8 protein-coding genes are annotated in these 12506 nt (G+C 73.7%); 5 read left to right on the top strand and 3 right to left on the bottom strand.

Features of this window, described 5'->3' with window-relative positions:
• Positions 1–13 precede the first annotated feature (13 nt).
• From ACQUQD_RS04575 to fxsT, 4 genes are all read left to right on the top strand, one after another.
• Positions 14–1213 carry a hypothetical protein gene (locus tag ACQUQD_RS04575; protein ID WP_428950620.1) on the top strand — a complete coding sequence of 400 codons (1200 nt, stop codon included), beginning with the start codon at positions 14–16 and terminating at the stop codon, positions 1211–1213.
• 33 nt (positions 1214–1246) lie between these two features.
• Entirely contained in the window at positions 1247–2851 is a 1605-nt protein-coding gene (locus tag ACQUQD_RS04570) for an effector-associated domain 2-containing protein (RefSeq protein WP_428950619.1), read from the top strand.
• Positions 2848–3933 (top strand): AAA family ATPase, encoded by a 1086-nt coding sequence (locus ACQUQD_RS04565; protein ID WP_428950618.1) that lies wholly within the window; start codon positions 2848–2850, stop codon positions 3931–3933. The genes ACQUQD_RS04570 and ACQUQD_RS04565 overlap by 4 nt, the downstream gene beginning before the upstream one ends.
• A 100-nt stretch (positions 3934–4033) precedes the next feature.
• A complete protein-coding gene (gene fxsT / locus ACQUQD_RS04560) occupies positions 4034–8425 on the top strand; it encodes an FxSxx-COOH system tetratricopeptide repeat protein (RefSeq protein WP_428950617.1) in 4392 nt (1463 codons plus the stop codon).
• Between the two features lie 18 nt (positions 8426–8443).
• On the opposite strand, the gene ACQUQD_RS04555 is transcribed toward fxsT, so the two are convergent.
• The 3 genes from ACQUQD_RS04555 to ACQUQD_RS04545 form a co-directional block, all read right to left on the bottom strand.
• Complete coding sequence (locus ACQUQD_RS04555) at positions 8444–10270, bottom strand: HEXXH motif domain-containing protein (protein ID WP_428950616.1); 1827 nt, start codon at positions 10268–10270, stop codon at positions 8444–8446.
• Between the two features lie 41 nt (positions 10271–10311).
• Entirely contained in the window at positions 10312–10479 is a 168-nt protein-coding gene (locus tag ACQUQD_RS04550) for a hypothetical protein (RefSeq protein ID WP_356490695.1), read from the bottom strand.
• A gap of 100 nt (positions 10480–10579) precedes the next feature.
• A complete protein-coding gene (locus tag ACQUQD_RS04545; RefSeq protein WP_428950615.1) occupies positions 10580–11692 on the bottom strand; it encodes an effector-associated domain 2-containing protein in 1113 nt (370 codons plus the stop codon).
• A gap of 215 nt (positions 11693–11907) precedes the next feature.
• On the opposite strand from ACQUQD_RS04545, the gene ACQUQD_RS04540 reads away from it, so the two are divergent.
• On the top strand, positions 11908–12459 hold the full coding sequence (locus ACQUQD_RS04540; protein WP_428950614.1) for a hypothetical protein: 552 nt from the start codon (positions 11908–11910) through the stop codon (positions 12457–12459).
• The last annotated feature ends 47 nt before the right edge of the window (positions 12460–12506 follow it).

Raw genomic sequence — 12506 nt, 5'->3', positions numbered from 1 at the left:
TCGTGGAGGACGAGTGACGAGCGTGCTGTTCATCCACGGCACCGGGGTGCGCGCGCCGGGTTACGCGGAGGCGTTGCGGGCGGTGCGCGCGGGGCTCGCCGAGGTGCGGGCCGACGTGACGGTGGCGGAGTGCGACTGGGGTTCCGCGCTGGGCTCCTACCTGCGGGCCGACGGCGCATCCATCCCCGGCTACGTGCCGGACAAGCCGGTCGAGGGGCCGCTCCCGCAGGACGAGGAGCGCGCCCGCTGGGCCCTGCTGTACGTCGATCCGGACGCGGAGCTGAATCTGTTCGCCCTGGCCGGGCAGCAGGCGGCGGCGCCCTTTCGGCCCGGCGCGCTGCCCGCCGGACGACAGCTGTGGGCCTGGACGGAGGAGCTCGCGGCAGCGCCCGCCGTCCGGGACGCGTGGCGGGCGGCGGACCTCGGCGCGCGACCGGACGGCGACGTGGCGGCGCTGCTGACGTCGGAGACCTTCCGGCGGGCCTGCGACGCGGCGGACGGCGCGGGCGCGGCCGGCCTGGCCCGGCTGACCGGGAGATCGCTGGCCGCACGCGCCCTCGCCGGTCATCCGGGCGGCCCGGGAGCGGTGCCGCCCGCCGGACGGGACGCCATGGTCGCCGCCGTCGTCGATCAACTCGGCGGCGAGGAGCGGGGGTTGGCGGACGGCCTGGGCAGGGCCCTGGGCGCCTCCGCGCGGCTGCTCGAGCGGGCGGGCGGATCACGGTTCGTCGTCGGCCGGCGCAGCCGGATCAGCGAGCGCTCCCTCGGCTTCGCCGGGGACATCCTCAGCTATCTCGTACGGGGCGAGGCCGTGCGCGCGTACGTCGCGGACCTGGCGCGCCGCCTCCCGCCCCCGGTCGTCCTCCTCGGGCACAGCCTGGGCGGCATCGTCGCCTTCGACCTGCTCGCCGGGGAACCGGGCACGGCGCCCGACGTGGCCCAGCTGGTGACGGTCGGTTCCCAGGCGCCGGTGCTCTACGAGCTGGACGCACTGCCCTCGCGCCCCTACGGCACCGGACTGCCCGCCGCCTTCCCGCGCTGGCTCAACATCTACGACCGGCGCGACCTGCTGTCGTTCGTCGGCGCCGAGGTCTTCGGGCAGCGCGTACGCGACGTCGAGGTGGACAACGGGCAGCCGGTGTCGGCCGCCCACAGCGCGTACTGGACCAATCGGCACCTGTACGAGGTGCTGGCGCAGGAACTTCCCGGGTGACGCCGGATGTTACGCAGTGCGAGGGGGACGCACGTGCCGCAGGGCGCAGACGGACGGCAGGCGAGACAGCGGACCCTGCGGGAGATGGTCGAGGCGCTCGGCGCGTCCACCCCGCTCGCGGACGAACGGGGGCGGCTGCAGTGGGCGCGTGAACTGGGCGACGAGTTCCCGGACCTGGACCTGGAGGGATTCCACACGGCACGGCAGGCCTTCGCGGAGGCGGTCCGGCACTGCAGCCGCCTGGAGGACGGACTCGAACAGCTCGTCATCACCACGGAGTTCCTGGCTCCGGCCGTGGCCGGCCGGCTGCGGCCGCTGCTCGACGAATGGCACGCCATCGACCTCTACCGGGGCCGCGACTGGTCGGCCCTGCGCGAGGGCCTCGACCTCGCCCTGCCCGAGCTGCCCGCACTGGTCGCCGCCGCCACCGAGGACCGGATCCGCCTGCCCCGTCACTGCCGCTCGGCCTGGCACGCCTTCGTGCACCTGGCCTGCCACAACGCGCCGGTCGGCGGTCTCGAACCGAGCATGGCCCTCTTGGAGCACCTGATGCTGCGCACCGAGGCCGCGCACCTGGTGGGCGAGATCCGGTCCTGGAACGACCACTTCGCGGGAGAGTGGGGCAAACGCGAGGGGCCGCGGGGGCTGCGCGCGCTGCGCGAGAAGCTGTCCGGGCGGCCGGATCCGGCCGGACGCAGGGCCGTGACCGACGCGGGGCACGGCTCGGCGGCGCCGGACGACGGGTTCGCGGAGCCGCATGTCCCGGTCATCCGGCTGTTCATCAAGGTCGCCCCGGACCTGCGTCCCTCGGATGCGCAAGCGGCGCGCGAGGGGCGGCCGGAAGCGTACTACCGGATCTCGTCGCGGGTCCGGTACGCCGAGTCCGTGCGACTGCACCGGGAGGACTGCGACCCCGAGGAGCCCGTGCCACGCAGCAGACTCCCGTACGCCGTCGCGGACCTTCTGTCCGCGACGGCCGAGCTGTGGCAGGCTCGGGACGAGAACGTGGTCCTGGAATTCTTCCTGCCGGCGGAGTTGCTCACGGAACCCGTCGAATGGTGGGACAGGAATCCCCGACTGGGGCATTCCAACCCGCTGTTGAGCAAGTACCCGTGGGTGTACGTGCACAGCCTCGAACGGATGCAGCGGCGCGATCTGCACCACGCCTGGCGCAGGCGCTGGACGCGCTGGAAGAGCGACCCGGGTGGCGGACGCGCCCACTGGTGCGACCCGGAGGGTCGCCCCGACACCGAGCATCTCGCCCTGCTGGATGCGCGGATCGGCAAGGAGGAAGGGGTGGTCTGCATGGTGCTCAGCGACACTCCACGGGCGGGCGACGGCACGGGGTCGCACGAACTGCGGCTCGGCCTGGATCTCGGCGTGCCGGTGATGATCTTCCACCGGGCGGCGGACGATCCGGAGGCCTTCCACGGTCTGGTGAAGGAACTGTTGGCCGGGGAGGGTCTGGCCAACCTGCCCGCCACTGCACGACAGTGGAGGAGCGATGCGGCAGCGGGCACGGCGGAGGTACGCGACAAGGCGTTGATCCAACAACTGGGCGTGGTCTGGGACGATCCGCAGCAGCTCCTCGACGGTGATGCGTGCGCTCCCGCCGCCTTCGTAGGGGGGACCGAGTGAACGCGCACGAGGCCAACGGGCTGCCCTACCGCGGCAGCGGCAGGCCGCGCCCCCAGGAACCGTACGACGAGCGGAGCTGGCCCGAGGGCCCGCGCTGGCGGAGCTTCGCCGGGGGACCGGTCCAGCCCCAGCCGCCCGACGAGGACGAGGCCGACCGCAGGCTCGGCCCCGCCGACGCGCCGCGCAGGCCCCCGCGGGACGAGACCCGCCTGGTGAACGCGGCGATCCTGCTGCGCCGGCCACTTCTGGTCACGGGCCGCCCAGGTGTGGGCAAATCCGCTCTCGCCTTCCGCATCGCCCGCGAGCTGAGCCTCGGCCGGGTCCTCCAGTGGCCCGTCACCAGCCGCACCACGCTGGCCTCCGGCCTGTTCGAGTACGACGTGATCGGCCGCGCCCAGGCCGGGCAGGCCTGGTATCTGGCCCAGCAGCAGCACGCCGCGGACACGGAAGCGGCGACGGAAGGCGAACTCCCCACGGACGTAGGCCAGTTCGTGCAGTTGGGGCCGCTCGGAACCGCGCTCCTGCCGCACCGCATTCCGAGGGTCCTGCTCATCGACGAGATCGACAAGTGCGACGTCGACCTCCCGCACGATCTGCTGTCGCTGTTCGAGGACGGCCGCTACGCCGTGCCTCCACTCGTTCGTGTGAGCAAGAAACAGCCCGAGGTCACCGTGCACACCGCCGATCCGGGCGGAGTCGCTCGGATCACGGACGGAATCGTTCGGGCACGCGCATTTCCCATCGTGATCATGACCTCCAACGGTGAACAGGAGTTCCCGGAGGCCTTCTTGCGCCGGTGTCTGCGTTTGGACATGCCGGACCCCGATGCGGAAGGGTTGGGCGAACTGCTCTCCGCCCACTTTTCCGACCGACTCGGTGACATGCACGGCAAGTTGATCCAGGACTTCACGTCCCGCAGCGAGCGCACCGACGGTCTGGCCGCCGACATGCTGCTGAACGCGGCGCATCTGGCGACGTCGGGCGCCTACACGTACGCGGACGGCGACGATGCGGAGTGGCAGGCGGTCCTGCGGGCCATCTGGCACTCGCTGAAGGCCGACGGGACAGGGCTCAGTGACTGAACGCCCGCCCGCTTCCGAGGGCAGGGGACCGGATGCGCACGGCCCGCGTCCGTCCTCCGGCCGCCCACGCCTGCCCGTGGGGGACCTGCACTGGTGGGAAGTGGCGGACGCGCTCTGGATCGCCGAGCAGCACCCCGAACTCCTGGGCGTGGACAGGGAATCCGCGCCCCCGCCCACGGCGGCCCCGAAGCCACCGCCGCAGCTCCGGCCGCAGCCGCAGCCTGCCCCGGACGCCACCGCCCCCGTACACCAGGACGAGCACGACGCCGACGCGGGCGCCGACGTGCCCCACACGCCGTTACGAGCCCCGGAGGCGGCCGCCGAGGGCCGTGCGGCCCCGCCTCCCGCCCCGGCCGAGGAGGGCGCGGACGGCGTACCGCGGCAGGGCGCGGGGCGCCGGCGTACGGGTCGCGCGCGCCGCAGGACCGGGCCCTCGGCCAGGAACCTCGGCCGCGCCCTGCGGCCCTTCCGGCAGATCCGCCGCACCTCGCCGGTCGAGGAGGTCGACGAGGAGCGCACCGGCGAACAGTTCGCCGAAGCCCCCTGGCTGCCGCCCGCCCTGCGGTCGGCGCCCGAGGCGCGCTGGGACGTGGTCCTCGTCGTCGACAGCGCGCCCCACATGGCGATCTGGCGGGCCACCGCCGACCGCCTGGCCGGAGTGCTGCGCCGCTACGGCGGCTTCCGCGACATCGTGCTGCGCCGCCTGGACACCGACTCCACCGGCGGCGTGGTGCTGCGCGGACCCGGCCGGCGCGGCGCCACCCACCCCGTGCGCAGCCTCGTCGACCAGTCCGGGCGCCGGATCGTGCTCGTCCTCACCGACGGCGTCGCGGCCGCCTGGCGCAGCGGCGCCGTGCACACCGCGCTCGCCCTCTGGGGCCGGCACCAGCCGCTCGCCGTGCTGAGCACGCTGCCGCAGCGTCTGTGGCACCGCACCGGGCTGCGCCCCGAGCGGGTCAGGCTGCACCTGTCCGGACGCGGGGCCGCCGGCGAGGCCGTCGACTGGGCGCCGACCCGGCCGCACGGCACCGACGACTGGGTGGCGCCGCTGCGCCGGGCCCACGCGCTGGCCGTGCCCGTCCTCGAGGTCTCCGGTGAATGGCTGTCGCCCTGGGCCCGGTTCGTGACCGGCGAGCAGCCGCGCTGGACGGAGGTCGCCGCCCTCATGGTGACGCCCGACGCGCCGCACGAGCCCGCCGTCGAGCAGGAGCCGGCGCGCCAGGACGTCTCCGCGGCCGAACAGGTCGCCCGCTTCCGCGTCTGGGCCTCGCCGGAAGCGTTCGAACTCGCGGTGCGGCTCGCCGCGGTCCAGCTCGACCTGCCGGTCATCGCCGCGGTGCAGCGCGCGATGATGCCCGAGTCGGCGCCGGTCCATCTGGCGGAACTCCTGATGAGCGGTCTGGTCGAGGTGCTGCCGGGGGACGACAGCGCGTACGTGTTCCGCCCGGGCGTGCGCGAGGAACTCTTGGCGGCCGGAACCAAGCGCACCACCTTGCAGGCCTCCCGCAGGGCCGCGGAGGTGCTCGCCTCCCGCAGCGGCGCGGCCCGGGAACTGCTGGCGCACTACGAGGGCCGTGAGCAGCCGCCCGAACCGGAAGTGACGGCGGAGAACGCGCGCTTCCGGGCCGTCGAGCACGCGGTGCTCAGCGTGCTCGCCGGTGAACACCTGCCCAGGGCCAGGCGGCTCGGCCGGCTGATCGCGGCCCACACGGAAACAGCACAGCCGACGGACGCTGGGGAGCGTGGCGGAGTGATATCGGACGAATCACCACGAGGCACAATGAAGCACCCGAACTCGCAAGATGGCCCGAGTCGCACCGATTCCACGTATCCCTCGCAGTCCCCGACCGCCGGGCCCGCAGGCAGGGGATCGGGTGCGCCCGGCCCGCTCCAAGGAGGCACGCCAGTGACCACGGTCGTCCCCGGGACCGCCGCCCCCGCCACCGATGGCCGGGAGGATCCGGCCGGCCCCGCACCGCACCCCTTGCGTGCGGCAGGCCCCGCGATCCTCGGCAACATGCCGCCGCGCAACCTCGTCTTCACCGGTCGCGACGACCTCCTGGACCGCCTGGAGGCCGACCTCGGCGAAGGCCCGACCGCCGTGCTGCCCCATGCCCTGCACGGCATGGGCGGTGTCGGGAAGTCGCAGCTCGCCCTGGAGTACGTGTACCGCAACGCCGCCCGCTACGACGTGGTCTGGTGGATCCCCGCGGAGCGTCCCACGCAGATCGCCCAGGCACTGGTGGAACTCGCGCTCCGGCTCGACCTGCCGGTGACCGGTGAGGCGAACACGGCCGTGCCCGCGGTTCTGGAGGCCCTGCGCACGGGACGCCCCTACGCCAACTGGCTCCTGGTCTTCGACAACGCGGAGAGTCCCGAGTCGGTGCAGAGCTACTTCCCCCTCACCACGGGCGGCGGCTCCTCCGGTTCCATTCTCGTGACGTCGCGCAACCCGCAGTGGAACACCCTGGCGCACCCCCTTGAGGTCGACGTGTTCAAGCGCGAGGAGAGCATCCAGCTGCTCCAGCGGCGCAACCCGGACCTGCCCCACGACGAGGCGGACCAACTCGCCTCCGTCCTCGGTGACTTGCCGCTGGCCGTGGAGCAGGCGTCCGCCTGGCGCGCGGAGACGGGCATGCCCGCGGAGGAGTATCTGCGGCTGTTCGCGGAGAAGCGGGCGGAACTGATGGCGGTCTCCCCGCCGACCCAGTACGAGCAGACGGTGGCGACCGCCTGGAACGTGTCCCTCGACCACCTGGAGGGCAAGAACTCCGCCGCGCTGCAACTCCTCCAGGTCTGCTCGTACTTCGCCCCCGAACCGATCGCCCGCTCGCTCTTCTCCGGAGCGCCCGTCGAGCCGATCGCCCCCGACCTGGACCGTGCGCTGACCGACCCGCTGCGGCTGGGCCGCGCCATCCGCGAGATCAACCGCTACTCCCTCGCGAAGATCGACCACCGCACCAACTCGATCCAGATGCACCGTCTGGTCCAGGCCGTGCTCAACGCCCGCATGTCGCAGGAACAGCGCGACCGGCTGCAGCACGGCGCCCACCTGCTGCTCGCCGCGGCCACCCCGCGCGACCCGCAGGACCCCTCGCACTGGGGCCGCTTCGGCGAGCTCTATCCGCACGTCGTGGTCTCCGACGCGATGAGCTCACCTTCCCGGCACGTCCGCCAGATGGTGCACGCCGTCGCCGAGTACCTCTACTACTGGGGTGACCACGAGGGGTCGCGGGAGTTCTCCCAGCGGGCGTACGACATCTGGTCCGAGCTGCACGGCGAGGACGACCGCCAGACGCTGATGCTCGGCCGCCACCTGCGCTACGTGCTGTGGGCCCTCGGCCGCTACCACGACGCCGCCGCCCTCAGCACCCGCATGCTCGCGGTCCTCGAGGAGCGGCCGGGCTCCGACGTGGACGACGAGTTCCTGCGCGTGCGCGGCCTGGCCGCGTCCGACAGCCGGGCCGGCGGCGACTTCAAGGCGGCCCGCGACATCAACCAGGAGGTCTACCAGCGGGCGGTGCGCGCCTACGGCGACGACGACCCCGAGACCTTGATGCACGCCCACAACCTGGGCGTCAGCCTGCGGGTGAACGGCGACTTCAGGGCGGCGCTGGAGCTCGACCGGCAGACCTGGCAGCGCCGGGCCCAGATGTTCGGCGAGGACTCGCTGAGCAGCATGCTCACCGAGTCCAGCATCGCGCTCGACCGGCGTGAGCTGGGCGAGTACGTCGACGCCGTGCAGCTCTTCGAAGGCATCACCGAGCGCTACCAGCTGCAGATCGGCGCCAACCACCCCAACACCCTGCGCAACGTGGCCCGCCTCGGTGTCTCCCTGCGCAAGGCGGGCCGGCACGCGGAGGCGGCCGAGCTCACCCGGCGGGCCCGCAAGGAACTCCTCAGCCGTTACGGGCCGGAACACCCCGACTCCCTGGTCGCCTCGCTCAACCTCTCCGTCGACCTGCGCCAGTCGGGCGAGCTCAGCGACTCGATGCGGCTGGGCGAACAGACCCGCGACCAGTTCGCCCGCGTCTTCGGGCCCGACCACCCGCACACCCTGGAAGCCGAGATGGATCTCGCCATCACCTACCGGCTGCTCAACAAGGTGGACGAGGCCCGCAGGCTCAACGAGTCCGCGCTGGAACGCTGCTCGGCCCTGCTCGGCGAGGGCCACCCCGACACCCTGGTGTGCCGGATCAACCTCGCCAGCGACCTGTTCGCCCAGGGGGAGGTGGCCGCCGCCCTCGCCCTCGACGAGACGACCCTGCGCGCCGCGAAGGAGACGCTCGGCGAGGACCACCCGACGGTCCTGGTGCTGACCAGCAACCTGTCCCAGGACCTCAGGGCGCTGGGCCGGCGCGCGGAGTCCGAGGAGCTGCGCCGCATCGCCGTCGAGGGGATCGCCCGGGTCCTCGGCGAACAGCACCCCGCCCACGCCGACGCCGTGGCCTCCCGCAGGGCCAACTGCGACATCGATCCCATGCCGATCTGACGGGCCCGCCCGGTCCCGTCAGGCCGGCGCGAGTCCGTCGAGCCAGGTGACGAACGCGACGGGGCCGGGGGCCGCCCCGCCCCGGCGGCCCAGTGCGCGGTGCACCGCGCACGCCAACTCCGGCTGTCTGCGGGCGACATGGCCCGGAGCGTCCGGCCCCCGTGCGCGCAGGGCCAGCAGGAGATCGGCCCATGACGACGTCCGGCCCGTGCTGTCCTCCAGCAGGGCGGTGACCGCGGCGCGCACCGCGCCCGCCTCGTCCCCCTGGACGTGGAGGGCGTGGGCCGGGCGCGCGTCGTGCGGCAGTTCGGGCTCGGCGTGCCCGGTCAGCCGGAGGCGGTACAGCGCCGCGACGACGTCGAGACGCGGCACCTCGGGGCTCGGCCGCAGCCGGGCGGCACCCGTAGGGCCGGGCGTCAGCGGGGCGGGCCAGGCATCGGCCAGCGCGGTCACCGTCGCCGGGTCCGCCGTCATGTGGTGCAGCCGCCAGCTCATCGTGTGATGGTCGGCGGCATCGCGTGCCATGGCGTCCACGGCGCCGAACCGCTCGGGGTGCTCCCACTGCGTCACGGCCTCGCCCAGCGTCCGCACCAGTCTGCGGCCGAGCGCCGTGAGCCCCTTGTGCGTCTCCAACTCGCCCAGCACCCGCAGCAGCTGACGCCGCCACAGGGCGTACTCGAAGCGGGCCGTGGTCCTTGTCTGCGGGGCGAGCAGGGCGCGGCCGCGCCAGAACCGGGTCACCGCGGTGAACGCGTAGACGCCCTGGAGCAGTCCGCGCAGCGGGCGTGGTTCGTCGCGCCACGGTGTGTAGAACAGGGTGTCGTCGTCGGGCTCGTACAGCTGGTAGAGGTGCATCAGCACACTGAGCTTGGTGTGCTGGATCTCGTGCGCGAGGACCGCCGCGAGCTGCTCCGCGTCCGCGGGCCGGGCGGAGGCCAGGCGCCCCGCGCCGTCCCCCGACGTGGCGCTGGTCAGCCGCTCGCCGCCGGTCCGGGCCAGTGGCTCCACGCTGTGCAGCAGCACCGAGACGTCCGCGGCGGACTGGGCGTCCGCCTCCGCGAGCAGGGGAGTCGCCTCCCGCAGCAGGGCGGTCCAGCGGTCCGCCTCGTCGGCGGGCAGCCGCCCCGGGGGCCGGCCCTGCGGGGTCGGCACGATCCGGTGCAGGCCCTGGTCGTCGAGGAGTACGGAGCGCCTCTCGCCCAGCGCCGTGAGCCGGACCCTGCGGGCCGGCTCCCAGTCCGGCCCCGGAGCCGTGTACGGGGCGGGCGCCCGGACCGTGTGCTCCCCGATCTCGACACTGACCTCCCGCGCGGAGCCCGTGACGCGGGCCCGGCCCCAGGGGGCGCCGCCGGGCACGACGGCGCGTCCGACGCCGGGCAGCCACACCGTGCCGTGCCGCGAGGGCACGGTCAGCGTGAAGTCGGCACCCGTGCGCAGCGCCGCGGCGGCCGCCAGGGCGTGGAAGTGCCCGGTCTCCACCCACAGCGGTACCGGTGTCGCGGCGGGAGCCGCCGTGCCGCGCAGCGTGCGCAGGGTCCCGGCGAGCCACAGTCCGGTCTCGGGCGCCATCAGCAGCTCCTCGACCGCGGCGTGCCCGCGCCGGTCCGCTTCGACGAGCAGCTGCCACGGCTCGTCCGCCGGGTCCAACGGGCCCACGGACCAGGGGTGCTCACGCAACAGGTCCAGGAAGAGGTCGATCAGGAGGAGGCGGTGGCTGCGCTCGGCCCGCCACAGGCTGCGCAGCACGCGTGTGCTGCCGCCGCCTCCGGCCAGGTCGTCGAAGTCCGCCTCGGAGAACCCGTGCCGCCGCAGCGCGCCGGTCGAAGGGGTGGGCTCAGCGGACATCGTCCGGCCCCGGCCCCCTGCCCGCCGCGCCGCGAGGGCGCTCAACTCTTGTCGTCGCCACCGAAGTTGACGTCGGGATCGTCGAGCTTGCGCAGCAGTCTCCGTTTGCCCTGCGCCCGCTCGGCTCCGGTATGCGCGCGTAGCTGCTCAAGCGTCCATCCCCCGAGGTCTACAAGCTCCGACTCGACAGCGCTGTCGGCGTGATCCATGGTGCCGTTGCCCTCCCAGCATCTGGGCCGCCGATGCCGCCGACGCCGACCCCTTGTGCTCCATCATGTCCCCTGCACTCATGCTCGGGAACCCCGCGTCTCAGTCATCCTTTTCGGTCAACTCCCGTGCTCTGGCCGAGAATTCGGTGTACGCCAGCGTTCCCGGGTCCACCATTTCCAAGGCGTCGCACAACTCGTCGAGACCGTCGGGAAACTCCAGACAGGTGTCGACGAGGTCCAGCAGCGCGGGTCTGGTGATCGCCGACTGCGGCACACTGGCGGCGATCTCCGGCGGCAGCTGCCGGATGACCCGGGCGCGCGCGTCGGGCTCCCGCATCGCCGGGACCCGCTCCAGCGCGAGGACCAGCTCACGGCGCCGGGCGCGCGCCGGACGTGCCGGGCCGGCCGGTGCCGGGGCCGGCCGCCGCCACTGCTCGCTCTGCCCCTGTGGCCCACAGTGCCAGAAGTACGTGGGCGTCTGCGCCGCCGTGCCCTGGGCGGCGACCCGCTCGCGCACCTGGTCGGCGAGGGCCCGGGGGTCCGCGGGCCAGGAGCCCGCCCCGCCTCCCTCGTCCCACAGGTCGTGCACGGCGGCGGTGAAGACGCCGGGTCCGCCGGTGCGGCTGCCGCGCGCCGACTGGCCCGGGGCGCACGCGAACAGGGCGTGCTGGCCCGGGCGTTCGCGCAGCGGCCGCACCGGGACGGGATCGGGCGCCAGCGCGCCGTCGAGCCGCGCCGGATCGGCGAACAGCTGACAGGCGTCGAGCAGCCACAGCTGATGCGGGAAGGACGGCACCAGGTCCGAGCGCCACGCGGCGAGCGCCGCGTCCAGGTCCAGGCTGCGGATGTCCCGCTCGGTGGCGTCGGCGTACAACAGTCGGCGATGCCCGTCGGCGGCCACCAGCCCGTGCCCGGACCACGCCAGGAAGAAGAAGTCACCGCTGCGCGAGGGGAGTTCGCGGAAGAGCGCCTGATGCACGGCCTCCCGCCCGGCCCGCCTGAAGCCCAGCCCGGCCTCCGCGGCGAGGTGCTCGTTGTGCGGCGCGGGGGACAGGAGCAGGGTGATCCGCTCCGGTGGCAGCCCCGCGGCGAGCAGCCTGCGGGCGTGGCCGACGGCGTCGCGCACGGGCCCGTCCAGGTCCCAGCCCGGCCCGCCGTCGTAGCGCTCCACTCCCACGATGACGGCGTGCGTCGACGCTATCCGGTCCGGCATGGGGGGTTACTCCCCGGGAAACGGCGGGGCGAATCGTGCGGAGCGGGGCGTCCGCCGCCGGCCGCCTCCGGTGCGGAGTTTGCGATGTGTACGCATACATACCGTTACATGACGTATGGGGCCCCTTGACATGAAATGCGTACGTTCGTAGGTGTCGCCGCGAACCACCGGGGCGGCCGCCCTCACACCCGACAGCGATCCTGAAGGTGCCCCTCATGCCCCTGACCTCGCGTGCCCTGCGCACCGGCATCGTCACCACCACAGCCGCGGCGGCGATCGCCCTCGGTACCGCCTCCGGAGCCCTGGCCGCCGTGCCGCACGGTGCGGGCGTCACCGCGGAGTCCGGTGCGCCCACCGCGGCGAAGCGCACCTATGTGAGGACCGTCGCTCTCGCGGTCAAGGGGGACAGCGCGAAGGTCTATCGCCTGGGGAAGCACGCGTACCAGGCCGAGATCACCGACCACGGCAAGAAGATCGCCGACCTCGTCGCCCTCGGCAAGGCGGCCGCGGCCGATGTGCACGGTCTGCGCGTCACGCTGTCCCCGGACGGTGGGCTCACGAGCCGCCGCGGCACCCACACCGCGGTCCCGGCGCACACACCGAGACCCGCCGCCCGGACTCCGGGGAGGACGGCGCAGTCCACCCCGGCCCCGGACAGTTCCGCGCAGCCGGACGACCAGGACTTCGACGACGGCGGCATCGTCGGCCTCGCCCGTCTGCCCCGCACCCTCGACCCCGGCCCGATGTCCTCGGGCCGGGTGGCCTGAACCGGGCCGTCGGCCGAGGACACCCGCCCGTTCCGCACGCCACGAAA

It is taken from the genome of Streptomyces sp. cg35, from assembly GCF_050410835.1.
Classification (GTDB): Bacteria; Actinomycetota; Actinomycetes; order Streptomycetales; family Streptomycetaceae; genus Streptomyces.
Note: the sequence above shows the minus strand (reverse complement) of the source record. Positions and strands in the feature narration are given on the sequence as shown.